Here is a 22,884-nt window from a genome sequence, read left to right on the forward strand (position 1 = left end):
AAGGCGACGGCGGCTTTCGCCGCCTCGCCCTTGCCTGTCCGGTTCCGGTCGGGGACCGGGGCCGGGGGAGATCCCTCGCTTGCGCTCGGGATGACCTTCCACCAGCCGTGCGCGCCTTGGCGCGCACGGGGTGTCAGGTCACTTGATGATCTTCGCCACCACGCCGGCGCCGACCGTACGGCCGCCCTCGCGGATCGCGAAGCGCAGGCCCTCGTCCATCGCCACCGGGTTGATCAGCGACACCACCATCTTCACGTTGTCGCCCGGCATCACCATCTCGGTGCCCTCCGGCAGCGTCACCGCGCCCGTGATGTCGGTCGTGCGGAAGTAGAACTGCGGACGATAGCCCTTGAAGAACGGGGTATGACGGCCACCCTCGTCCTTCGACAGCACGTACACCTCCGCCTCGAACTCGGTGTGCGGCTTGATCGAACCGGGCTTGCACAGCACCTGGCCGCGCTCGACCTCGTCGCGCTTGGTGCCGCGCAGCAGCAGGCCCGCGTTGTCGCCCGCCTGGCCCTGGTCGAGCAGCTTGCGGAACATCTCCACGCCCGTCACCGTCGTCTTCTGCGTCGCGCGGATACCGACGATCTCGATCTCCTCGCCCACCTTGATCACGCCGCGCTCGATCCGCCCGGTCACCACCGTGCCGCGGCCCGAGATCGAGAACACGTCCTCGACCGGCATCAGGAACGGCTTGTCGATGTCGCGCTCGGGCTGCGGGATCCAGCTGTCCAGCGCCTCCACCAGCTTGATGATCGCAGGCACGCCGATCTCGCTCTGGTCGCCTTCCAGCGCCTTGAGCGCCGAACCGTGGATGATCGGGGTGTCGTCGCCCGGGAACTCGTACTTGGACAGGAGTTCACGCACTTCCATCTCCACCAGCTCCAGCAGCTCAGCGTCGTCCACCATGTCCGCCTTGTTCAGGAAGACCACGATGTACGGCACGCCCACCTGGCGCGCCAGCAGGATGTGCTCGCGCGTCTGCGGCATCGGGCCGTCCGCGGCCGAACACACCAGGATCGCACCGTCCATCTGCGCCGCACCGGTGATCATGTTCTTCACGTAGTCGGCGTGGCCCGGGCAGTCCACGTGCGCGTAATGGCGGTTCGGGGACTCGTATTCCACGTGCGCGGTCGAGATCGTGATCCCGCGCGCCTTCTCCTCCGGCGCCGCGTCGATCGCGTCGTAGGCCTTGAACTCGCCACCGAAACGCTCGGCACCGATCTTCGTCAGCGCCGCCGTCAGCGTCGTCTTGCCGTGGTCCACGTGGCCGATCGTGCCCACGTTCACGTGGGGCTTGGTGCGCTCGAACTTACCCTTTGCCATGACTGTGACTCTCGCTGACGGTTGGATTTGACTGCTGGTATGGAAGTCCGGCCAGCAACGGCCGGGCGCTCGCGGGGCTGCCCCGCATGGATGGTGCTCACGAATGGAATCGAACCATCGACCTCCTCCTTACCAAGGAGGTGCTCTACCGACTGAGCTACGTGAGCGTGAAACTGTGGAACCTTTCGCACGGGAACCAGGGGCAGCAGCGCAATGGAGCGGGAGACGGGAATCGAACCCGCACCATCAGCTTGGAAGGCTGAGGTTCTACCGTTGAACTACTCCCGCGCCGCGCTGGAACCTGGTGCTGCGCGACGGGACTGGTGGAGGGAGGTGGATTCGAACCACCGAAGGCGTAAGCCAGCAGATTTACAGTCTGCCCCCGTTGGCCGCTTGGGTATCCCTCCGGTCGTCGCGCAAACCCGTGAAACAGCCCGTTATTTTGACCACGCGACGGGTCGCTGTCAACGCGCCTGTCGCCGTCCGGCGGCGACGCGCGCGGGCCCGACGCGCCGTCGAGACGCGGGCGGGCGACCCGCAAGGCTCAGACGTTGAACCGGAAGTGCAGTACGTCGCCCTCCTGCACCCGGTACTCCTTGCCCTCCAGCCGCAGCCGGCCGGCCTCGCGGGCCCCGGCCTCGCCGCGGTAGCGGATGAAGTCGTCGTAGCCGATGGTCTCGGCGCGGATGAAGCCCTTCTCGAAGTCGGTATGGATGACCGCCGCCGCCTGCGGGGCGGTCGCGCCGGCCTTCACGGTCCAGGCGCGGACCTCCTTCACACCGGCGGTGAAGTAGGTCTGCAGGCCCAGCAGCCGGTAGGCGGCCCGGATGACCCGGTTCAGGCCGGGCTCGTCCAGGCCGTAGCTGGACAGCATCTCGTCGCGGTCGGCGTCCTCGAGCTGACTCAGCTCCTCCTCGATCGCGGCCGAGACCGGGACCACCTCGGCGCCCTCCCCGGCCGCCCGGGCGCGCACCGCGTCCAGGTGCGGATTGCCCTCGAAGCCCTCCTCGAGCACGTTGGCGATGTACAGCACCGGCTTCATGGTCAGCAGGAACAGCTCGCGCACCAGCGGGCGCTCCTCGTCCGACAGCGCCACCGAGCGTGCCGGCCGACCATCGTCGAGCGCCGTCCGCAGCTTCCGCAGCACCTCGATCCGCGCCTTGGCGTCCTTGTCGCCGCTCTTGGCCACGCGCTCGTAGCGGGCGATCGCCTTGTCCACCGAATCGAGGTCGGCGAGGGCCAGTTCCGTGTCGATGGTCTCGATGTCGGCGATCGGGTCGACCCGGTTGGCGACATGGATCACGTCCGGATCCTCGAAGCAGCGCACCACGTGCGTGATCGCGTCGACCTCGCGGATGTGCGCCAGGAACTTGTTGCCCAGGCCCTCGCCGCTGGCCGCGCCGGCGACCAGGCCGGCGATGTCGACGAACTCGACCGCGGTCGGCACCACCTTCTCCGGCTTGACGATTTCCGCCAGCGCGCCCAGCCGCGGATCCGGCACGGGCACCACGCCGACGTTCGGCTCGATCGTGCAGAACGGGAAGTTGGCCGCGGCGATGCCCGCCCTGGTCAGCGCGTTGAAAAGCGTCGACTTGCCGACGTTCGGCAGGCCGACGATGCCGCATTGGATGCCCATTGGCTGTCCGTGATTGGTGATTCGTGATTGGTGATTCGGAACGACAGGCCGCCGTTCCCCTCGAATCACCAATCACCAATCACGAATTACGGCTTGGCCGTATGCAACCGCTTCATCGCCTCGCTGAAATCGCCGCGGACCGCGAGCGGCAGGACGTCGAGCGCGTCGTCGACGGCGCGGTCGATCAGGATGTCGTCCTCGACGCCGGGCCGTCCCAGCACCCAGGACGTGACGCGGTCCTTGTGTCCCGGATGGCCGATGCCGATACGCAGGCGGTGGAACCGCCCATGGCCGAGCAACTTCATCGTGTCGCGCAGTCCATTCTGGCCGCCGTGTCCGCCGTCGAACTTCAGCCTCGCGGTGCCGGGCGGCAGATCGAGCTCGTCGTGGGCCAACAGCGCCTGCTCCGGTTCGATCTTCCAGTAGCGCAGGGCCGCGGCCACCGACTTGCCGCTGAGGTTCATGAAGGTCGCCGGCTTCAGCAGCCACAGCGCCTGACCGGCGAAGTCGATCTTCGCGGTCTCGCCGAACAGCTTGCCCTCGATACCGAAGCGCCCGCCGGCCTTGCCGGCGAGCGCGTCGACGAAGCGGAACCCGGCATTGTGCCGGGTCCGCGCGTATTCCCGCCCCGGGTTGCCGAGGCCGACGATGAGACGCAGTCCTTCCATCGGAGTGTCGCCCGGGCCGCGCGACGACTGGTCCTCCGTTGGACGCAGCGGATCCCGGTCGGTCGCGTCCCACGGGGAGGTCCCGTCGCCTGCGGCTCGGGGCGAGCTTCGCCTAGGCGAAGCTCACTTCTCGTCGTCCTTCGACACCTTGCTGGCCGGCACATCCGCTGCGGCCTCGTCACCCTCGGCCTCGTCGGCGGCCTCGACGCGGGCGTGGCGCGCGACCACCACCGCCACGTCGTGCTCCTTGCCCAGCTTGAGCTCGGGGATCTCGACGCCTTCCGGCAGCTTCAGGTCGGACAGGTGCACGGTGGCGCCGAGCTCGAGCGCCGACAGGTCGACCTCGATGAACTCCGGCAGATCCTTGGGCAGGCACTCCACCACGACCTCGTTGAGTTCATGGAGCACCACGACCTCGGCGGACTTGCCGGCCGGCGACGTGTCCTCGCCCAGGAAATGCAGCGGTACCGCGGTGCGCAGCGTTTCCTTCTCGTTCACGCGTTGGAAGTCCAGGTGCATGATCAGCTGCTTGTACGGATGGCGCTGGATGTCGCGCAGCAGCACCTTCTGGATGTCGCCACCCAGGCTCAGGCCCAGGATCGAGGAGTAGAACCACTCGTTCTGGCTGGCCACCCACAACGGCTCGTGGTCGAGCTGGATGTTGACCGGCTTGAGGTCGCCACCGTAGACGATGGCGGGGGTCTTGCCGGCGCGACGAAGGCGGCGGCTCGCACCCTTCCCTTCGTCCTCGCGGCGTTCGACCCTGATTTCGTGTGTCGTTGCCATGTTGTTGTTCTCTCTATTGTTGCAATGATCCGCCTCGCGGCGGTTTGGCGACTCTTCCGCGACCAGAAGAGCCGGTGGAACCTGTTGATTCGTGATTGGTGATTGGCAGAAGCGACTCTGCCGCCCTTTCGAATCACCAATCACCAATCACCAATCACGAATCACCGCCCCTAGTCCAGATACAGCGAACTGACGGATTCTCCGAAGGCGACGCGGCGGATCGTCTCGGCCAGCATCTCGGCGACGCTGAGCTGGCGGATGCGACCGCAGGCGCGGGCAGCCTCCGACAGCGGGATGGTGTCGGTCACCACCAGTTCGTCCAGCTGCGAACGGGTGATGTTGTCGATCGCCGCGCCCGACAGCACCGGATGGGTACAGTAGGCGACGACCTTGTTGGCGCCGCTGGCCTTGAGGGCGCCCGCCGCCGCGCACAGCGTTCCCGCGGTGTCGACGATGTCGTCGACCAGCACGCAGGTCTTGCCCTCGACGTCGCCGATGATGTTCATCACCGTGGCGACGTTGGCCTTCGGCCGGCGCTTGTCGATGATCGCCAGGTCGGCGTCGTCGAGGCGCTTGGCGATGGCCCGGGCCCGCACGACGCCGCCGACGTCGGGCGAGACCACGATCAGGTTGTCGGTCCCGTGCGCGCGCCAGATGTCGGCGAGCAGCAGCGGCGAGGCGTACACGTTGTCGACCGGGATATCGAAGAAGCCCTGGATCTGGTCGGCGTGCAGGTCGACCGTCAGCAGCCCGTCGGCGCCGGCCGCGGTGAACATCCGCGCCGCCAGCTTGGCCGTGATCGGTACCCGCGAGGAGCGCATGCGACGGTCCTGTCGGGCGTAGCCGAAGTACGGCACCACCGCGGTCACCGAGGTCGCCGATGCGCGCTTGAGCGCGTCGATCAGCGCCAGCAGCTCCATCAGGTGCTCGGCCGAGGGCGCGTTGGTCGGCTGGATGACGAACACGTCCTGCCGGCGCACGTTCTCCTCGATCTCGACCTGCACCTCGCCGTCGGAGAACGTCGAGACCAGCGCCTTGCCGGGGCGCACCCCGAGCTCGCGACACACCGCCTTGGCCAGCGGCCTGTTCGCGTTGCCCGAGAAGATCAACAGGTTCCGATCTTCCTTCATTGCCTTGCTACTCCGCTTCGCTCTGACCGTGCGGGTGGGGAATGGTGATTCGTGATTGATGATTGGTGATTGGAAAAAGCCACAGCGCCAGCACTCCCCCGCCTTTCCGAATCACCAATCACGAATCACGGCTCTTCTGGCAGGGGCGGAAGGATTCGAACCTACGCATGCCGGGATCAAAACCCGGTGCCTTAACCACTTGGCGACGCCCCTGTTGGTGGGACGTGATTGGTGATTCGTGAGTGGGAAAGCAACCGCACGCGCCCTTGCGCTCTTGCCCGATCACCAGTTCACGAATCACCAATCACGCTTCTTCGAGCGCATCCAGCAACGGCGAGCGCCGCGCGCCCGCCACCACCCAGGCCCTGAGGCCCGGTGGCAGCGTCGCCAGCGCGGCTTCGGCGGATCCGCGCGTGGCGAACTCGACGAAGCAGCCGCTACCCGACCCGGTCAAACGCGGCGTGCCGATCCGCGCCAGCGCGACGAACGCCGCCTCGACGGCGGGTTCGCGGCGGCGCAGCACCGGCTCGAACGCATTGCCGAGCCCAGTTCCCGAAACGAAGTCGAATATTGTCGCGGGTGCGGCATTCCTCGTCAATTCAGGGCTTTGGAACAGGGCCGCGGTGGCGACGTGGACGCCCGGGTCCACGAGCACGTACCACGCGGGCGGCAGGTCGACCGGGGTCAGCCGTTCGCCCACGCCCTCGGCCCAGGCATTGACCCCGTGGACGAAGACAGGCACGTCGGCGCCCAGCCTGAGACCCAGCGCGGCGAGCCGGTCCGTCTCCGCCTCCAGCCCCCAGAGCAGGTCGAGGGCGCGCAGCACGGTCGCCGCGTCGGAGGAGCCGCCGCCGAACCCGGCACCGGCCGGAATGCGTTTTTCGACGCAGATATCGGCACCTTGTCGACATTTCGCTTCGGCTTGCAGCAGTTTTGCCGCGCGAACGACGAGATCGTCCGCCTCCGCGACGCCGGCCACCGAGGTGCCGTGGCGGCGGATCGCCGGGTCGTCCCGCGTGCGGATGCGAACGGTATCGCCCCAGTCCAGGATCCGGAACACGGTCTGCAACTCGTGGTAGCCGTCGTTGCGCCGGCGAGGAATGCGCAGGAACAGGTTCAGCTTGGCCGGGGCCGGCCAGGACGACCACCCATCCGGATCGGGATCGACCACCACGGCTCAGTCCGCCGGAAGCGCGTCCGCGACACCAGGATGTGCGGCGCGCCAGGCCGCGAGCGCGGCGTTGTAGGCCCGCGCATAGGCCTCGGCCCGGTGCTTGAGCTGCAGATGGCGCTCGCCGAGCACAACGTCGCCGGTGCCGTCGATGATCCGCATGTCGATCCCGTGCACGCCTGCCGCGCCATCGGGGCCGTAGCCGGGGGCCAGGCAGGCGAAGCCGCAGACGCCGACCGGACGCAGGTCGCCGACGGCGACCCGGGCCGCCATGTCGGCCGCGGGATCGTCGAGTCGCAACCCCTGCAGGGTGCGTTCGAGCTGCACGTCCGGGGAGGCGGCGTCATCCGTCGGCGAAACGGCCTGTCCCGGTACCACGGTCCAGCCGTCGACCACGAGCCGCACCCGCGCCTCGCCGCGGCTAGCGTCGATCCGCCTCGGCAGCGCCGGCTGGCCAACGCCGGCCTCGTACCAGTCGCGGTACTCGATTCGCCATCCGCCCTGCTCCAGGCGGACCGGGAGGTCGCCGCTCCCGTGCTCCAGCCGCGCCGGGCCATGGGCGCCAGCCTCCGCGGGAACGCCGCGGATCCAGTCGACCATGGCGCGCACCGGAATGTCCCAGCCGGTCGCCTGGAACAGCAGCGCCTCCACCGCGCCGCCCTCGCGTGGCCCGCCTTCGATGCCCTCCAGCCGCGCCGAGACGGCATCGCCGCTCAGGCGCCAACCCTGTCGCGTCACCGGCGCGGCGAGCGCGATGTCGTATCGCCCGCCCCGCTGGGTCCAGTCGAGGCGGCCGCTGCCGCCCTGGCGCCCGCTGGAGATCGCGACGCGCCCCTGCAGCGACCAGTCGCCGAGCGCGGCGCGCTGCGCGTCCGCTCGCGCTGCCTGCGCGCGGTCGATCGGCACCGGGGCGCGCGTCGGCGACGAGACGCAGGCGGCGAGCATCGCTGCGGCGACCGCAGCCAGGGCGCAGGCACGCAGACGCCTCATGCGCCGGTCTTCTCGAGCGCGCGTTGCAGCGAGCGGTTGTCGGGATCGAGCCGGCGCGCATCGTCGAAATACTTGCGGGCCTCGTCCCTGCGGCCCATCACCCACAGCACCTCGGCGATGTGCGCGGCGATTTCGGCATCCTTCTGCAGGGTGTAGGCGCGGCGCAGCTCCACCAGCGCCTCGTCGAAGCGGCCGAGGCGGTACAGCACCCAGCCGTAGCTGTCGATGATCGCGGCGTTGCCCGGCTCGGCCACGCGTGCGCGGTCGATCAGTTCCAGAGCTTCCCCGTAGCGCTCGGTGCGGTCGGCGAGCGTGTAGCCGAGCGCGTTGAGCGCGGCGACGTTCTCGGGGTCGGCGACCAGGATCGTGCGCAGGTCGGCCTCGGCGCGCGGGATGTCGTCGCGGCGTTCCCACATCAGCGCGCGCGCGTAGAGCAGCGAGGGTTCGTCCGGCCAGTCGGCCAGGCCGCGCGCATAGGCGTCGTTCTCGGCGTCGAAGTCCTCGTCCCTGGCACGCAGCTCGCCTTCGACCAGGTAGGCGGCGCGGCGCGCATCCTCGTTGATCGACCCGTCCACCTGCAGGCGCTGCAACGCCTGGAACGCCTCCTCGCGGCGCCCGAGATCGTGCAGGGCGTTGGTCGCGCGCAGACGCGCCTGGAGGCGTGCCTCGCCCCCGGGAACGCTGTCGTACCACTCCAGCGCCTCGGCATGGCGGTCGAGGAACTCGGCGACCTGCCCCAGCAGCAGCCGCAGCGACGGATCGGGATTTCCGGCGTCGCGACGCAGTTCATCGTAGAGCGCGGTGAGCGCCTGATTGTCCTCGGCCTTGGCCAGCAGCGACGCGCGCAAGGCCTGGATGCGGCGGTCCTGGGGACCCTTGGCCAGCAGTCGTTCCGCGGTGGCGGCATCGCCCAGGGCATCGTACTCGGCGGCCATGGCCAGGCGCAGTTCCGGCACGATCAGCGCCGCGTCGCCGGCCTCCTGCAGCGCGGCGCGCGCGCCATCCAGGTCGCCGGACTCGCGCAGCCGGGAGGCCCGCAGCAGGGCGACGCGGGGCTCGCCCGGGTAGCGCTCCACGATGTGGGCGATCACCTGGCGGGCGAGGTCGTCCTGGTCGAGCCGCTGCGACAGGTCGCCGAACGCCAGCCACGCCGGCAGGCTATCGGGCACCGCGCCGTCGTCGAACAGCCGCCGCATCATCTTCGCCGAGGTCTCGGGCTCGCGCGGGCCGGTGGCGATCACCGACAGCGCGTGCCGCCAGCCGGCGGGATCGGGATCCAGCATCAGCGCACGCAACTGGCGGGCCGCGGCCCGCTCCCTGCCCTCGCGCAACGCCAGCGTGGCCTCGGCCGCGCGCATCGACATCGAGGCCGGTGCCCGCTGGCGCCAGAGCGCGAGGGCGGCGGCGGCGGCACGGTCGTCCTGGCCCAGCAGCGCGATCCGGGTAGCGCGCTCGGCCAGCCCCGGGTCTTCGTCGCCGGCGGCACGCGCCGCATCGAGGTACCACCCAGCGGCCTCGTCCAGCCGCCCGGCCTGCAGGGCGTACTCGCCGGCCAGGGTCGCGCCGAGCACGTCGTCGCGCAGCGCGTCTCGGTTGGCGTCGGGCGCCGCGAGCGACAGCGCCGGCAGCACCAGCAGCAGGGCGGACAGGGCGATCGGGCGGACGGAGTTCGGAAAAACGGGCATCGACGTCGGCCGGGCCTTAAAATGGTGTCATCTCGACCCGAAAGCTTATCGCAAGCGCCTGAACGGCAAACGCCGTGTAGGCCCGCCAGCCAACAGCGCATGACCCTCTACGCCCTCGGCATCAACCACCAGACCGCGCCGGTCGCGCTGCGCGAGCGCGTGGCGTTCTGCGACGGTGCGGTGCCCGCCGCGCTGGCGCAATTGCGTGCGTTGCCGGGGGTACGCGAGGTGGCGTTGCTCTCGACCTGCAACCGCACCGAGCTGTACGCGCTCGCCGACGCCGACGGACGCATGCTGGCCGACTGGCTGGCCACCCACCCGGGCGAAGGCGGCGACCTCCATGCCTACCTCTACCGCCACACCGGCGACGACGCGGTGCGGCACCTGTTCCGCGTGGCCTGCGGGCTGGACTCGCTGGTGCTCGGCGAACCGCAGATCCTGGGCCAGGTCAAGCAGGCCTGGGCGATGGCCCGCAGCGCCGGCACCTTGGGCGGAGAACTCGACCGGCTGTTCCAGCACGCCTTCGTCACCGCCAAGCGCGCGCGCACCGAGACCCGGATCGGCACCAGCCCGGTGTCGGTGGCGTCGCTGGCGGTGCGACTGGCGCAGCAGTCGTTCGCGCGCCCGGCCGACTCGGTGGTGCTGCTGGTCGGCGCCGGCGAGACCATCGAACTGACCGCGCGCCACCTGGCGCAGGCGAAGGTGAAGCGGCTGCTGGTCGCCAACCGCACCTACCAGCACGCGCAGGAGCTGGCCGCGCGCCACGGCGCGGTGGCGCTGCCGCTCGACGAGCTGGAACGCCATTTGTTTCTGGCCGACATCGTGTTCTCCGCTACCGCCAGCCAGTCGCCGATCCTGACCCGGCCGCAGATCTCGCAGGCGTTGTCGCTGCGCAAGCGGCGGCCGATGCTGCTGATGGACCTGGCGGTGCCGCGCGACATCGCCACCGACGTCGCGGAGCTGGACGACGCCTTCGTCTACACCGTCGACGACCTCGACCGGGTGGTCGAGCACAACCGCCGCAGCCGCAGCGACGCCGCGCAGGACGCCGAGGCGATCATCGACCTGCAGGTGTCGCGCTACGTCGAGGCGCTGGCGTTCGGCGCCCGCAACGAACCGCTCAAGCGCCTGCGCGCGCACGGCGACGCCACCCGCGCCGAACTGGTGGCCCGGGCGAAGCAGCAGATCGCGACCGGGCAGGACCCGGCGACGGTGCTCGAACAGCTCGCCCATGCCCTGACCAACCGCCTGCTGCACGCCCCCACCGCGGCGATGCGCGAGGCGGTGGCCAGCGGCAACCTCGACTTCCTGCGCTCGTTCGACGAACTGCTGCCCCCTGCCCCGCGCGACGCCGATGCTGCCGACCCTGCGCCGTAAGCTGGAAGCGCTGGCCGAACGCCGCGACGAACTCGAACGCCTGCTCGCCGATCCCGGCATCGCCGGCGACCAGTCGCGCTTCCGCGCGCTGTCGCGCGAGTTCTCGCGCCTCGCGCCGCTGGCCACCGCGCTCGCCGACGAACGCCGCGCGCGCGAGGACCTCGCCGCCGCCGAGGCGATGCGCTCCGATCCCGAGCTGCGCGAGCTCGCGGCCGAGGAAGTGGAGGCCGCCAACGCGCGCCTGGCCGCGCTCGACGACACCCTGATGGCGCTGCTGGTGCCGCGCGACGCCCGCGACGACGGCGGCCTCTACCTCGAGATCCGCGCCGGCACCGGCGGCGACGAGGCCGCGATCTTCGCCGGCGACCTGCTGCGCATGTATTCGCGCTACGCCGAGCGCCAGGGCTGGCGCGTCGAGGTCGAATCGGCCAGCCCCGGCGAGCACGGCGGCTTCCGCGAGGCGATCGCCAGGATCGAGGGCGAAGGCGCCTACGCCCGGCTCAAGTTCGAATCGGGCACCCATCGCGTGCAGCGCGTGCCAGAAACCGAATCGCAGGGCCGCATCCATACCTCGGCCGCGACCGTGGCGATCATCCCGGTCGAGGAGGAAGGCGAGCCGGTCGAGATCAACCCGGCCGACCTGCGGGTCGATACCTTCCGCTCCTCCGGCGCCGGCGGCCAGCACGTCAACAAGACCGACTCGGCGATCCGTATCACCCATCTGCCGTCCGGCATCGTGATCGAATCGCAGACCGAGCGCTCCCAGCACGCCAACCGCGACAAGGCGATGAAACGCCTGCGCGCCACGCTGGCCGAAGCCGAGGCCGAGCGCCGCGCCGCCGCCACTGCCGCCAGCCGCAAGCTGCAGGTCGGCAGCGGCGATCGCAGCCAGCGCATCCGTACCTACAACTACCCGCAGGGCCGGATCACCGACCATCGCGTCGAGGGCCTGACCCTGTACGACCTGCCGAACGTGCTCGAAGGCGGCCTCGACGCGCTGGTCGAGCGCCTGTCGCGCGAGCACCAGGCCGACGCGCTGACGCGGCTGACGGACGAGGAATGAGCATGGACACCGCCGTCGCCCGTGCGTCGCCCGCCGACCTGGAGGCGTTGGCCGGACTGTTCGACGCCTACCGCCAGTTCTACGACCAGCCATCGGATCCGGCACGCGCGCGCGACTGGTTGCGCGCCCGCCTGCGGTTCGGTGAGTCGGTGGTCTTCGTCGCGCGACGCGGCGGCGACATGGTCGGCTTCGCCCAGCTCTACCCGATGTACTCCTCGGTGCGCACCGCACGGACCTGGATCCTCAACGACCTGTTCGTGGCGCCTTCCGCGCGCCGCCTCGGCGTCGCGACGGCGCTGCTGAGGGTGTCGGAAGCCTTCGCACGCGCCGATGGCGCCGCCGCGATCTCGCTGGAGACGCATCGCGACAACCAGGTCGCCCGCGCGGCCTATCGCGCCGCGGGCTGGCAGGAGGACGACACGCAATGGTATTCGTTACCGCTGGAACACCCGGCGCATCGGTAGGAGCGCCTTCAGGCGCGATGCTCTTGCGTCCGTGCGCGTTGGAACAAGAGCATCGCGCCTGAAGGCGCTCCTACGGGCGCGTGCTGGAGTACGCTGGACGCCATGAGCACCTCCGACGACAAGACCCCGTTGAGTCTGTGCGTATTGACGGTCTCCGACTCGCGCACGCCGGCCGACGACGGTTCGGGCGACTACCTCGTCGCCTCGCTCGAGGCCGAGGGCCATCGCCTGCACGAGCGCGCGCTGCTGCGCGACGACCGCTACGCCATGCGTGCGCTGGTGTCGAAGTGGATCGCCGACCCCGCGGTCGACGGTGTGCTGGTCACCGGGGGCACCGGGTTCACCGGGCGCGACTCGACGCCCGAGGCGCTGCTGCCGCTGCTGGACAAGCAGATGCCCGGTTTCGGCGAACTGTTCCGCGCGGTTTCCTTCGAAGAAATCGGCACGTCCGCGCTGCAGTCGCGCGCGTTCGCCGGACTGGCCAACGGCACCTTCCTGTTCGCGTTGCCCGGCTCGACCTCCGCCTGCCGCACGGCATGGGAAAAGATCATCCGCGACCAGCTCGACGCGCGCACCCGGCCGTGCAACCTGGCCACGCTGCGCCCGCGGCTCCGGGAACCGGCATGAGCATCGACCAGACCCTGCGCCTGCTGGCCAAGGCGCGCGGCCTCAGCGTCGCCGACCTCGCGACCGCCATCCCGCGCGCCGGCGTGGCCACGGTGTCGGCCTGGATGCGCGGCGAGAAGCAGCCGGGCAAGGACCAGCTCGACGCGCTGGCGCGTGCGTTCGGCGTGCCGGCCGGCGCCCTGCTCGCGGAGCTGGCCAGCACCTTCGACCCGGCGCGCACGCGCGGCGAGCACGACCTGCTCGCCGCCTATCGCGGCCTCGACACCCGCCGCCAGGGCGCGCTGCTCGAGGTGGCGCGCACCATGGCCGGCATGCGCAAGGGCAAGGCGGAATGACGCCGCTCAAGCGCAAGGAGTACGAAGCCGCACTCGAACCGATGCAGGTCGAGCTGGTGGCGCTGTCGCGCTGGCTGCAGCACACCGGGCATCGCCTTCTGGTGGTGTTCGAGGGCCGCGACACCGCCGGCAAGGGCGGCGCGATCGGTGCCATTTCGGACCAGCTCAACCCGCGCCAGTGCCACACCGTGGCCCTGCCCAAGCCCACCGAGCGCGAGAGCACGCAGTGGTACTTCCAGCGCTACGTGCCGCACCTGCCCGCCGCCGGCGAGATCGCGCTGTTCGACCGCAGCTGGTACAACCGCGCCGGGGTGGAGAAGGTGATGGGCTTCGCGACCGATGCGCAGGTCAAGGCCTTCCTGCGGCAGGCGCCGGTGTTCGAACGGCAACTGGTGGAAGATGGCATCCTGCTGTTCAAGTACTGGCTGTGCTGCGACCAGGCGCAACAGGAGGAGCGCTTCTTCGAGCGCCTGAACGATCCGCTCAAACGCTGGAAGCTCTCGCCGGTCGATGTCGAGGCGCGTCGGCGCTACGACGACTACACCCGTGCGCGCGAGGCGATGCTCAAGGCCACCCATACCCGGTACGCACCCTGGACGCTGGTGGATTTCAACGACCAGAAGCGCGGCCGCCTGACCCTGATCCGCGACCTGCTCGACCGCCTGCCCGATACCCGCATCCCCCCGCCCGACATCCACCTGTCGCCGCTGGAGGGCAAGCCGCTGCGCGAGCGCTACGGCGTGCTGCGACCGCTGAAGCCGTTCCGGGCCTGAACCCCGGTGCGGGCGCTGCTGCTGGCCATGCTCTGCTGCGCCTTTGCCGATTCGGGCGCGCAGGAAGACCCGGGCGCCACCACGCCGGAACCGACGCCTGGCCCGGACCCGGTCACCGACATGGAGGCCGTGCGTGTGGTCGGCGAGCGATCGCCGGCGGATCCCTTCGCCTTCCGCAACCCGGTGGAAGTGGAAGCCACGGCGTTCTCGCGGCACTGGGACGAGCCACCGAGCCTGGAGGAGATCGGGATGCGAGGCGGCCTCGTCCAGATCGCGATCAACAAGGGCCTGGAGGTCACCGCCGCCGGCATCCGCAGGCTGCCCGGCTGGCGTAACCCGGTGCAGGGAGCGATTGCCCGCCCGCCGCCGCTCGACGATGAACAGGCCGCGCGAGCGGCGCGACTGCACGATCCCGGCGCGACGACACCGTAGCCGGCGTCAGATCACTTCGAAGCCGACGTTCGCGGGCGTCACGGGATCGAGATCCTCTCGCGTGATGTCCTCCACCCGCGCCAGCGGCGGCCGTCCTCCAGCCACTGCGCCAGCGCCTCGAGCGCCTGCGCTTCGCCCACCGCCACCACCTCGACGCTGCCGTCCGGCAGGTTTTTCGCATACCCACGCAGTCCCAACCCGAGCGCCTGCGTCCGCGTGCGGACGCGGAAGCACACGCCCGGCACGCGTCCGCTGACGAGGAAGCGCGCGGCAGCGAAGGCTTGGATCAGGCGGTGAGCCGAACGTGCTTGTCGAATGGACAAGTGCGGGGCGTCGTCAGTGGCCAGCCTCGCTGACACGACGCATGAGTGTCGGCTCTGTCACCGGAATGACATGTCCTGAAACTAGCTTCCCCTTGAGAACATTCGGTGGGGACGATATGTCGGCGCAGTCTGAGGCGATCCAACCACCGCAGGCAGGGGCTGCTTCCCGCCAATGGGTCTCGTGGGTGCTAGTTGTCGCACTGATCTATCTGCTGCTTGCCGCCGTGGGCGCCATCGGCGATGGCTTCAAGGTGGCAACCGGGGACAACGCGCGCGAGCTGTTCGCCTTCGCCACCAACCCGTTGGTGGGGCTAATGATCGGCCTGGTGGCCACGGCGCTGATCCAGAGTTCCAGCACGGTGAGTTCGATCATCGTGGGCATGGTAGCCGGTGGCCTCCCGGTGTCGATCGCGATTCCCCTGATCATGGGGGCCAATATCGGCACCTCGCTCACCAGCACCATCGTCAGCCTGGGGCATGTGCGCAACGGCGCGGAGTTTCGGCGCGCGTTCTCTGCCGCCACCGTGCACGACGCCTTCAACATTCTCGCGGTGCTGATCCTGCTGCCGCTGGAGATCGTGTTCCACCCGCTGCAGATCGGTGCCGAAGCCTTGGCTGGCCTGTTTGTCGGCGATGCCAGCGTGGACATGAAGAGTGCCAACTTCATGAAGATCTTGCTGGCACCGGCCTCGGATCTGCTCTCGGCCTCCACCAGCTGGTTGCCGGGCACGCTCTGGCCGGGCATCGCGCTGATCGTGATCGGCATTGCACTGATTCTCTTCGTGGTGTCGGCCATCGGCAAGGTCCTGCGCAAGGTGATGGTCGGTCGTGCGCAGCGGATCATGCACGCCAGCGTGGGCCGCGGGCCGATTTCCGGCATGGCCTCCGGCACCGCGGTCACGGTGTTGGTGCAGTCCTCGTCAACGACGACCTCGCTCATCGTGCCGCTGGCCGGCACGGGGCTGTTTACCCTCAAGCAGATATATCCCTTCACCTTGGGCACCAACATCGGGACATGCATCACCGCACTGCTGGCGGCGACGGCCATCACCGGACCCACTGCCGAACTGGCGATGCAGATCGCCATGGTGCACCTGTTGTTCAACGTGCTCGGCATCCTGGTGATCTATGGCATTCCCTTCTTGCGCAGGCTACCGCCACTGATGGCAGAGACCCTGGCCGAGTTGGCCCAGAAGAACAAACTCTATGTCGTGGCGTACATGGGCGGCCTGTTCTTCGTGCTACCCCTCGTAATGATCGGCATCAGCCAGATCTGACGATTCATGGAGTCCGAGACGATGCCGACGACCAACAACCGCGAAGAAGCCGAGCAACGCATCAGGGATCTGCGTGAATCCATCAGCCTGCTGGAACACGAGCTCGAGCGCCACAAGGCACGGGAGGAAGATGAACAGCACGCCCTGATCGATCACCTTGATCAGTACATCGATGCCGTCGATGACAAGGTCAGCAGCTTGAAGCTGTTCTGGAACACCTTGCGTCAGGAATGGCGGAAGGAGCGTTCATGATGCGCGTACAGGTCCGTCGCTCGACACCGTCGTTCCGGCCCGTCCCGGCCATCCTCGCCGCCGTTCTGATGACGACCGGGCTGCTCACGACACCTGTCTCGACGGTGCGCGCCAACGAGACGGTCATCGCCGACGGGTCCAGCACCGTCTACCCGATCACCCGCGAGGCTGCGCGCCGCTTTCAGCGCAACCAGCGTGATGCGCGGATCGAGGTCGCCTTTTCCGGGACCACTGCGGGCTTCCGCCGGTTTTGCGCGGGAGAGTTGGACATCGCCAATGCCTCACGGCCGATCAATGCGCAGGAGCAGGCGCAATGCAAGGCAGCGGGCGTGACCTACCGCCAGATCCCGGTGGCGATGGATGCCATTGCCATCGTCGTCCATCCCGGCAACCGCTGGGTGAACGACATCACGGTGGCGGAACTCCGACGGCTCTGGGCGCCGGAGGCGCAGGGCCGGGTCACGACCTGGAAGCAGGTACGCGAGCAGTGGCCCGATACGCCTGTCGTTCTGTTCGGACGCGGGCAGGATTCCGGCACCTACGACTACTTTACGGCCGCGATCGTCGGCACCACGCGCAGCAGTCGTTCGGACTACACGGCCAGTGAGGATGAAGAACTGCTGGCCGCCGGCATCGCCCGGCAGCGGAACGCGCTCGGGTTTTTCGGGATCGGGGGCTATCACCGCCACTGGGACGAACTCAAGCTGGTAGCCGTCGACAACGGCAGCGGCGGAGGTCCAATCCACCCCTCCCTGGAGACGGTCAAGCGCGGTGAGTACGCGCCGCTGTCCAGGCCGGTTTTCGTCTATGTCAACGAGCAGAGTCTGACGCGCAAAACCCATCTGCAGCCATTCCTGCGCGCTTACTTGACGGGCATTAGGCAGTGGCTCCATTTCACCGGTTACATGCCGCTCGCCGATGAAGACTATCAAGAAGCATTGCGGGTCATCGAACGTTCGCCCTGATCTGCTTTCTCAGCCTGCGCTTCACGGTGCCAGACCCCATGCCCCAACCGGATCACGCCACCTCTCCCATCGCGCACGAGACCCTGCTTCGCGATTCTTTTCTCGATAATCTGGATGAAGAGCTCGAACTGGAGCTGGACGATCTGCGTCTGGACGTTGACGAGCCGATCATTGGCACCGACACCCGCGCTGAACGCCATCGTTATTTTCGGGAGCTGCTGCGGCTGCAAGGCGAGCTGGTCAAGTTGCAGGACTGGGTGGTCGATCAACGACTGAAGATTGTCGTCCTGTTCGAGGGGCGTGACGCAGCGGGCAAGGGCGGCACCATCAAGCGCATCACCCAGCGGCTGAACCCACGCATCTGCCGCGTGGCGGCGCTGCCGGCGCCGAGCGATCGCGAGCGCACGCAGTGGTACTTCCAGCGCTACGTGCCCCATCTGCCGGCGGCCGGCGAGATCGTCCTGTTTGACCGCAGCTGGTACAACCGCGCGGGTGTGGAGCGGGTCATGGGCTTTTGCTCGGACGACGAGTACGAAGAGTTCTTCCGCAGCGTGCCGGAGTTCGAGCGCATGCTGGTCCGCTCGGGCATCACCCTGATCAAGTATTGGTTCTCCATTACCGACAACGAGCAGTATCAACGTTTCCAGGCACGCGTACATGATCCGCTGAAGCAATGGAAGCTCAGCCCGATGGACCTGGAATCCCGCACCCGGTGGGAGGCCTACACCAAGGCCAAGGAAATCATGCTCGAGCGGACCCACATCCCAGAGGCGCCATGGTGGGTCGTGGAAGCGGTGGACAAGAAGAAGGCCCGCCTCAACACCATCCATCACCTGCTCGGGCAGGTGCCTTACGACGTGGTCGCGCGACAGGCAGTGAGCCTGCCGCCGCGGGTACACAATCCCGATTACCTGCGCAACCCGGTGCAGCCGTCGATGTTTGTGCCGGCGGTGTACTGAGCGGAACGTATCCCGCAGCACGACCTGGGAAGGCCTAAGAATTGGGTCAGGTTCTAGGGTTTCCCACGCTTCCATGCCGACACCAGCTTCTGATCGGGCGCCGCGGACGGGAGTGATCCGGGTGGATCCAGCCATTGGGAGCCCGGCTCCACCGCCCAGCATCAGACCAGGACGTCGTCGAGCCCGATACGCGCGATCGAGTACGGCTTGCGTTTGGCAGGGATCGGCAAAGGCCACGGGGCGATGCCCCGGCCCCGCATCCCGGTCCCGCCAGCGAACTGGCGAACGCCGCCAGGACTCTCGCCTGGGCGGGGTTGACGCGAAAAAACGGCAGGAGTAACGCCACGCTAGAGAATTGCAAAGCCGTTCGCCTGCACGTCCTCGTCCACATCTTCGCGACCCACCGCATCCACGCGCGCCAGTGCCGGCCCATCCTCCAGCCACTGCGCCAGCGCCTCGAGCGCCTGCGCTTCGCCCACCGCCACCACCTCGACGCTGCCGTCCGGCAGGTTCTTCGCATACCCACGCAATCCCAACCCGAGCGCCTGCGTCCGCGTGCCGGCGCGAAAGCACACTCCCTGCACGCGACCACTGACGACGAAGCGCACGCCAGGCATCAGGCCTTCCCGGCCTCCTTCTCCGGCTCCATCCCGGGTAGCGGATCCAGCTGCGGACCGCCGTTGTTCTCGATCGCGGTCTCGATCTCCTTCGCGGTGACGGGCCCGAGGAACTGGCGCGCGACCTTGCCGTCCGGGGCGATCAGATAGGTCATCGGCAGTCCCCGCGGCGTCTCGAAATCGGCCGGCGGCGCGTACACGTCGATGATCGCGATCGGGTACGCCACTGGATGCTCGGACAGGAACGACTGCATCGACGGCACGTCGATCTCCTCGTAGGCCAGTCCGACGACGCTGATGTGCTCGCGCATGGTGTGCAGCGCCGACAGCTCCGGCATTTCCTTGAGACAGGGCGAGCACCACGTGGCCCAGAAATTGACCACCACCCACTTGCCGCGGTGCTCGGCCAGGTCGTACTGGTCGCCGTCGATGGTCGCCACCTGCAGACCCGGTTCCTCGGGCCGTGGCGCCTGTTCGGCATCCGGGGCTGCCGCATCGGGTACCGCATCGGCGCCGGTCGTCGCCGTCGTCCCGTCCGCAGGGGGCGTCGCGGAGCCGGCGGGCTTGTCCGCGGCGGGCTGGCAGGCCGCCAGCAGCAGGGCGAGGAGGACGGCACCGGGGGCTTGGCGTTTCATGCGGCTTTTTCACCTGTGGTCGGGTAGAGATGGGCGACGTTGCGCTTGAGCAGCGCGCGCAGCGGCAGGCGCAACTCGTCCAGCGCGGCGATCGCGGCGGCGCCGAGCGCGTCGTCCCGGCACGGCAGCCAGGCCTCGGAGACCGGGATGCGCAACTGGCAGGCCTCGTACAGGTCGGCGAGCGTCAACGAGTCGAGGTCGCGCGCGAGCAGCCATTCCCCGCTTTCGGCGCGCTTGAGCAGCTCGATCTCGGCCAGCTGCGCCAGGAACTGCTTGAGCTGGCTGTCGGTCAGCATCGGTTCGATGTCCAGCATCTGCTCGGTATGCAGTCCGCGACCCTCGCGCCGCGCCTGCGCGAAGCGCCCGAGCAGCCGCAGCAGGCCGTACAGTTCGTAGCCCTCCGGCAGGCGCATGGCCGCCGGCTGGTAGCGGAACGCCGAGATCGCCGATGCGAACGAGGCGCCGAGCAGGATCGCGACCCAGCCCAGGTATATCCACAGCATCAGGATCGGCAGCGCCGCGAGCGCCCCGTACAACCGCTGGTAGGTGGTGAAGGTGCCCAGGTAGACGCCGAGCGCCCACTTGATCAGTTCCAGCAGGACCGTGGCCAGCAGCGCGCCAGCGAACGCGTGCCGCAGCGCCACCGACCGGTGCGGCACCACGCGGTAGAGCGCGGTGATCACCAGCAGTTCGATCAGCACCGGCGCGGTGCGCAGGGCGAGCCCGGACAGCAGCTTGCCTTCGCTGGTGGAGAAGACCGGCAACGCGAACACCCAGGCCGACATCGCCAGCGAGGCCGCCGCCAGCAGCGCGCCCAGCGTGAGCACCGTCCAGTACACCAGGAACCTGCCCAGCTGCGGCCGCGAGGACGGCACCCGCCAGATCTGGTTGAACGTCCCCTCGATGCTGTTGAGCGTGATCAACAGCGACACGATCAGGCCGATCGCACCGGCCACGGTGATCGTGGTGGCGTCGCCGACCAGTCGCAGCAGGGTGTCCTTGACCGTGCTGGCCGCGCTCGGCACGAAGTTGGAGAAGATGTACTCGGTCAGCTGGTCGCGCCACTCCCCGAACACCGGGAATGCCGAAAGCACGCCCAGCACCACGATCGCCAGCGGCACCAGCGCGAAGATCGTGGTGTAGGCCAGCGCCGCGGCCGCCTGGAACAGCCGATCGTCGAGGAAGCGCCTGGCGAGGAAGCGTGCGAACGTGCCGGCGCGCTCGCGGTCCCGCACGCGGTCCATCCACAGGTTGAGCATTGCCAGCGGCTGCATCGGCGAAGCGTAGCAAAGCCGGCGGCGCGTATCGGTGAGCGCTGCGCCCAAACCCTGTCAAAATGACGCCTGTTCCCGCGGAGGCGCGCATGCCCGACATCCTGGTGCTGTACTACAGCCGCAACGGCTCGGTCGCGCAGCTGGCGCGGCAGATCGCGCGCGGGATCGGGGAGGTTCCGGGCATGGCGGCCCGCCTGCGCACCGTGCCGCCGGTCGCACCCGTCACGCAGACCGCCGCCCCGCCCGTCCCCGAAGCGGGCGCGCCCTACGTCGAGCACGCCGACCTGGCCGAATGCGCCGGCCTGGTGCTGGGCAGCCCCACGCGCTTCGGCAACATGGCCGCGCCGCTGAAGCATTTCATCGACGGCCTGGGCGCACAGTGGGCCAGCGGCACGCTGGTCGGCAAGCCGGCCGCGGTGTTCACCTCGACCGCGACCCTGCACGGCGGCCAGGAGTCGACCCTGCTGACCATGCTGGTGCCGCTGCTGCACCACGGCTGCGTGGTCGCCGGCATCCCCTACACCGAGCCGTTGCTGAGCAGCACCCGCAGCGGCGGCACGCCGTACGGCGCCAGCCACGTCGCCGGACAGGCGGACGACCCGACACCGAGCGACGAGGAGGCCACGCTCGCGCGCGCGCTGGGCCGACGCATCGCCACGCTGGCCGCGAAGCTCGGCTGATGCTGCGCGTCGAACGTCCGCCGCGCCTGCTGCTGTCCGCGACCCTGGCGGCGCTGGCGGCGCTGTACCTGGCCTGGTTCGCGGATGAAGCGCATTTCGTCGCCGCCTTTCTGGTGTTCGTGCTGCCTCTGGTGCTGCTGCTCGGCGGCGCCCTGCTCGGCAGCGCGAAGGCCGCGTTCTGGGCAGGCGTGCTCGGCCTGCTGCTGTTCTGCCACGGGGTGATGACCGCGTGGTCGGAGCCCGGCGAGCGGATGTTCGCGCTGGCGGCCACCGCGCTTTCGGTGCTGCTGGTGTTCGCATCCAGCTGGCCCGGGTTGCGTGCGCGCTTCGGCCGCAGGCGTTGAGGCGCAGCGGGCGCAGCCGGCGCACCGCGACATTCACGACCGGTGCGACGCCGCACCGGCAGGAAGGACTGCAATGGAAGAACTGCTGATCGTCACCACCGGCGGCACCATCGACAAGATCTACTTCGACGACAAGTCGGATTACCAGATCGGCGACCCGCAGATCGGGCGCATGCTCGAGGAACTGGGCGTGGGCTTCCGCTTCCGGGTGATCCCGATCCTGCGCAAGGATTCGCTGCACCTGGACGATGCCGACCGCGAGCTGGTGCGCGCGGCGATCGCCGCCCAGCCCGCACGGCACGTGCTGGTGACCCACGGCACCGACTCGATGGTGGAGACGGCCAAGGTGCTGGCCTCGATCCCCGGCAAGACCATCGTGCTGACCGGGGCGCTGAGCCCCGCACGCTTCCGCGGCTCGGACGCCGAATTCAACATCGGCACCGCGGTCGGCGCGGTGCAATCGCTGCCGCCGGGTGTTCACATCGCCATGAACGGACGCATCTGGGATCCGGCGAAGGTCCGCAAGAACGTGGATGCGAACCGCTTCGAGGCGACGGACTGAGCGACGCCTGCGCGGCGCGGATCAGTCGCCGCGCATCGGCATCGGGCGGATCGGGTCGACGCCCAGCATCCGGTCGACCTCGATGTATTCGACGTCGGGATCGTCGTCGAATGCCCGCATGAGAGCGGCGGCCGCGGCGCGATCTAGCGGACGGTCCGCCGTGAACACGTCCGCATCCACCGCCAGCCGTCGCTGCCAGGTCAACGCCGGCGCCGGCGACAGCGTCGCCGCGGCCGCGGTCCGGTCGAGCCGGGCCGGGACCGTCGCCTTGTCCCTGCCGGGTGCGCTGTCGGCGCGGTAGCGGACGATGAAGCGCTGGAACGGCCCTTCGCCGGGCAGTTCGAAGGAAGCTGGGGGCACGGGAGGCTCTCCGGTTGCGGTGGCGCAGGCGGCAAGCAGCAGGCAGGGCGGCAGCAGGCACCACGCGAACCACCGGCGCAATCGGGAACACGTTTCCTGCATGAGTGGCCTCCTCGAATTCTCTGGGTCGAGCCGGACGCGATGGGTCTGCCCGTCCTCCCGGAGCGGGA

27 protein-coding genes and 4 tRNA genes are annotated in these 22,884 nt (G+C 68.9%); 14 read left to right on the top strand and 17 right to left on the bottom strand.

Translation table 11 applies throughout. The annotated features are described in order from the left end of the window. Window positions 1-138: 138 nt before the first annotated feature. The 12 genes from tuf to JMO03_RS04375 form a co-directional block, all read right to left on the bottom strand. On the bottom strand, window positions 139-1,329 hold the full coding sequence (gene tuf / locus JMO03_RS04320; protein ID WP_202840109.1) for an elongation factor Tu: 1,191 nt from the start codon (window positions 1,327-1,329) through the stop codon (window positions 139-141). 91 nt (window positions 1,330-1,420) lie between these two features. Next, window positions 1,421-1,496 (bottom strand) — tRNA-Thr (locus JMO03_RS04325). Window positions 1,497-1,543: 47 nt separating this feature from the next. Further along, a tRNA-Gly gene (locus JMO03_RS04330) sits at window positions 1,544-1,617 on the bottom strand. 33 nt (window positions 1,618-1,650) lie between these two features. Continuing rightward, window positions 1,651-1,736 (bottom strand) — tRNA-Tyr (locus JMO03_RS04335). Window positions 1,737-1,873: 137 nt separating this feature from the next. Then, on the bottom strand, window positions 1,874-2,965 hold the full coding sequence (gene ychF, locus JMO03_RS04340; RefSeq protein WP_202840652.1) for a redox-regulated ATPase YchF: 1,092 nt from the start codon (window positions 2,963-2,965) through the stop codon (window positions 1,874-1,876). A gap of 86 nt (window positions 2,966-3,051) precedes the next feature. After that, window positions 3,052-3,633 (bottom strand): aminoacyl-tRNA hydrolase, encoded by a 582-nt coding sequence (gene pth, locus JMO03_RS04345; RefSeq protein ID WP_202840654.1) that lies wholly within the window; start codon window positions 3,631-3,633, stop codon window positions 3,052-3,054. 123 nt (window positions 3,634-3,756) lie between these two features. After that, entirely contained in the window at window positions 3,757-4,419 is a 663-nt protein-coding gene (locus JMO03_RS04350; protein ID WP_202840656.1) for a 50S ribosomal protein L25/general stress protein Ctc, read from the bottom strand. A gap of 170 nt (window positions 4,420-4,589) precedes the next feature. Beyond that, entirely contained in the window at window positions 4,590-5,549 is a 960-nt protein-coding gene (locus tag JMO03_RS04355) for a ribose-phosphate diphosphokinase (RefSeq protein ID WP_202840658.1), read from the bottom strand. Window positions 5,550-5,686: 137 nt separating this feature from the next. After that, window positions 5,687-5,762, bottom strand: a tRNA-Gln gene (locus JMO03_RS04360). Window positions 5,763-5,853: 91 nt separating this feature from the next. Beyond that, window positions 5,854-6,720: a 4-(cytidine 5'-diphospho)-2-C-methyl-D-erythritol kinase gene (gene ispE, locus JMO03_RS04365; RefSeq protein WP_202840736.1), complete on the bottom strand. Its 867-nt coding sequence runs from the start codon at window positions 6,718-6,720 to the stop codon at window positions 5,854-5,856. A gap of 6 nt (window positions 6,721-6,726) precedes the next feature. Then, window positions 6,727-7,710, bottom strand: a complete 984-nt coding sequence (gene lolB, locus JMO03_RS21605; RefSeq protein ID WP_202840660.1) for a lipoprotein insertase outer membrane protein LolB — start codon at window positions 7,708-7,710, stop codon at window positions 6,727-6,729. Beyond that, the gene (locus JMO03_RS04375) at window positions 7,707-9,395 is read right to left on the bottom strand and encodes a tetratricopeptide repeat protein (protein ID WP_202840662.1); all 1,689 of its coding nucleotides are present in this window, start codon (window positions 9,393-9,395) and stop codon (window positions 7,707-7,709) included. The genes lolB and JMO03_RS04375 overlap by 4 nt, the downstream gene beginning before the upstream one ends. Window positions 9,396-9,494: 99 nt before the next feature. Here JMO03_RS04375 and hemA point away from each other — a divergent pair, with 99 nt between their 5' ends. The 7 genes from hemA to JMO03_RS04410 all read left to right on the top strand — a co-directional run bounded on the left by hemA (window position 9,495) and on the right by JMO03_RS04410 (window position 14,466). Beyond that, window positions 9,495-10,772 (top strand): glutamyl-tRNA reductase, encoded by a 1,278-nt coding sequence (hemA, locus tag JMO03_RS04380; protein ID WP_202840664.1) that lies wholly within the window; start codon window positions 9,495-9,497, stop codon window positions 10,770-10,772. Beyond that, the gene (gene prfA, locus JMO03_RS04385) at window positions 10,750-11,835 is read left to right on the top strand and encodes a peptide chain release factor 1 (protein ID WP_202840666.1); all 1,086 of its coding nucleotides are present in this window, start codon (window positions 10,750-10,752) and stop codon (window positions 11,833-11,835) included. The genes hemA and prfA overlap by 23 nt, the downstream gene beginning before the upstream one ends. 2 nt (window positions 11,836-11,837) lie before the next feature. Then, window positions 11,838-12,299: a GNAT family N-acetyltransferase gene (locus JMO03_RS04390; protein WP_202840668.1), complete on the top strand. Its 462-nt coding sequence runs from the start codon at window positions 11,838-11,840 to the stop codon at window positions 12,297-12,299. Between the two features lie 102 nt (window positions 12,300-12,401). Then, on the top strand, window positions 12,402-12,926 hold the full coding sequence (moaB, locus tag JMO03_RS04395; RefSeq protein ID WP_202840674.1) for a molybdenum cofactor biosynthesis protein B: 525 nt from the start codon (window positions 12,402-12,404) through the stop codon (window positions 12,924-12,926). Beyond that, window positions 12,923-13,261: a helix-turn-helix domain-containing protein gene (locus JMO03_RS04400; protein WP_202840677.1), complete on the top strand. Its 339-nt coding sequence runs from the start codon at window positions 12,923-12,925 to the stop codon at window positions 13,259-13,261. Before moaB ends, JMO03_RS04400 begins: the two co-directional genes overlap by 4 nt. Beyond that, entirely contained in the window at window positions 13,258-14,034 is a 777-nt protein-coding gene (ppk2, locus tag JMO03_RS04405; RefSeq protein WP_202840679.1) for a polyphosphate kinase 2, read from the top strand. Before JMO03_RS04400 ends, ppk2 (JMO03_RS04405) begins: the two co-directional genes overlap by 4 nt. Window positions 14,035-14,040: 6 nt before the next feature. After that, entirely contained in the window at window positions 14,041-14,466 is a 426-nt protein-coding gene (locus JMO03_RS04410; RefSeq protein WP_202840681.1) for a hypothetical protein, read from the top strand. 38 nt (window positions 14,467-14,504) lie between these two features. On the opposite strand, the gene JMO03_RS04415 is transcribed toward JMO03_RS04410, so the two are convergent. Further along, window positions 14,505-14,789 (bottom strand): acylphosphatase, encoded by a 285-nt coding sequence (locus tag JMO03_RS04415; RefSeq protein WP_425491770.1) that lies wholly within the window; start codon window positions 14,787-14,789, stop codon window positions 14,505-14,507. Window positions 14,790-14,974: 185 nt separating this feature from the next. Here JMO03_RS04415 and JMO03_RS04420 point away from each other — a divergent pair, with 185 nt between their 5' ends. From JMO03_RS04420 to ppk2 (JMO03_RS04435), 4 genes are read left to right on the top strand one after another with little or no spacing between them, the layout of a single operon-like run. Beyond that, the gene (locus JMO03_RS04420) at window positions 14,975-16,066 is read left to right on the top strand and encodes a Na/Pi symporter (RefSeq protein WP_202840683.1); all 1,092 of its coding nucleotides are present in this window, start codon (window positions 14,975-14,977) and stop codon (window positions 16,064-16,066) included. Window positions 16,067-16,087: 21 nt separating this feature from the next. Then, window positions 16,088-16,318 (top strand): hypothetical protein, encoded by a 231-nt coding sequence (locus JMO03_RS04425; RefSeq protein WP_202840684.1) that lies wholly within the window; start codon window positions 16,088-16,090, stop codon window positions 16,316-16,318. Continuing rightward, a complete protein-coding gene (locus JMO03_RS04430; RefSeq protein ID WP_202840685.1) occupies window positions 16,315-17,283 on the top strand; it encodes a PstS family phosphate ABC transporter substrate-binding protein in 969 nt (322 codons plus the stop codon). The genes JMO03_RS04425 and JMO03_RS04430 overlap by 4 nt, the downstream gene beginning before the upstream one ends. 38 nt (window positions 17,284-17,321) lie before the next feature. Next, on the top strand, window positions 17,322-18,242 hold the full coding sequence (gene ppk2 / locus JMO03_RS04435) for a polyphosphate kinase 2 (protein ID WP_202840687.1): 921 nt from the start codon (window positions 17,322-17,324) through the stop codon (window positions 18,240-18,242). A gap of 347 nt (window positions 18,243-18,589) precedes the next feature. Here the strand turns inward: ppk2 (JMO03_RS04435) and yccX are convergent, their stop codons facing one another. From yccX to JMO03_RS04450, 3 genes are read right to left on the bottom strand one after another with little or no spacing between them, the layout of a single operon-like run. Next, window positions 18,590-18,859: an acylphosphatase gene (gene yccX / locus JMO03_RS04440; protein WP_202840689.1), complete on the bottom strand. Its 270-nt coding sequence runs from the start codon at window positions 18,857-18,859 to the stop codon at window positions 18,590-18,592. Next, window positions 18,859-19,494 carry a TlpA family protein disulfide reductase gene (locus JMO03_RS04445; RefSeq protein WP_202840692.1) on the bottom strand — a complete coding sequence of 212 codons (636 nt, stop codon included), beginning with the start codon at window positions 19,492-19,494 and terminating at the stop codon, window positions 18,859-18,861. The genes yccX and JMO03_RS04445 overlap by 1 nt, the downstream gene beginning before the upstream one ends. Continuing rightward, window positions 19,491-20,768 (bottom strand): YihY family inner membrane protein, encoded by a 1,278-nt coding sequence (locus tag JMO03_RS04450; RefSeq protein ID WP_202840700.1) that lies wholly within the window; start codon window positions 20,766-20,768, stop codon window positions 19,491-19,493. Before JMO03_RS04450 ends, JMO03_RS04445 begins: the two co-directional genes overlap by 4 nt. Window positions 20,769-20,857: 89 nt before the next feature. Here JMO03_RS04450 and wrbA point away from each other — a divergent pair, with 89 nt between their 5' ends. From wrbA to JMO03_RS04465, 3 genes are all read left to right on the top strand, one after another. Continuing rightward, window positions 20,858-21,448: an NAD(P)H:quinone oxidoreductase gene (gene wrbA, locus JMO03_RS04455; RefSeq protein ID WP_202840702.1), complete on the top strand. Its 591-nt coding sequence runs from the start codon at window positions 20,858-20,860 to the stop codon at window positions 21,446-21,448. After that, on the top strand, window positions 21,448-21,792 hold the full coding sequence (locus JMO03_RS04460) for a DUF2069 domain-containing protein (protein WP_202840709.1): 345 nt from the start codon (window positions 21,448-21,450) through the stop codon (window positions 21,790-21,792). Before wrbA ends, JMO03_RS04460 begins: the two co-directional genes overlap by 1 nt. A 73-nt stretch (window positions 21,793-21,865) precedes the next feature. Next, window positions 21,866-22,354 carry an asparaginase domain-containing protein gene (locus tag JMO03_RS04465; RefSeq protein WP_202840712.1) on the top strand — a complete coding sequence of 163 codons (489 nt, stop codon included), beginning with the start codon at window positions 21,866-21,868 and terminating at the stop codon, window positions 22,352-22,354. 21 nt (window positions 22,355-22,375) lie between these two features. On the opposite strand, the gene JMO03_RS04470 is transcribed toward JMO03_RS04465, so the two are convergent. Further along, the gene (locus JMO03_RS04470; protein WP_202840714.1) at window positions 22,376-22,714 is read right to left on the bottom strand and encodes a hypothetical protein; all 339 of its coding nucleotides are present in this window, start codon (window positions 22,712-22,714) and stop codon (window positions 22,376-22,378) included. Window positions 22,715-22,884 lie beyond the last annotated feature (170 nt).

It is taken from the genome of Luteimonas saliphila (genome assembly GCF_016774335.1).
In the GTDB taxonomy this organism is placed as follows: domain Bacteria; phylum Pseudomonadota; class Gammaproteobacteria; order Xanthomonadales; family Xanthomonadaceae; genus Luteimonas; species Luteimonas saliphila.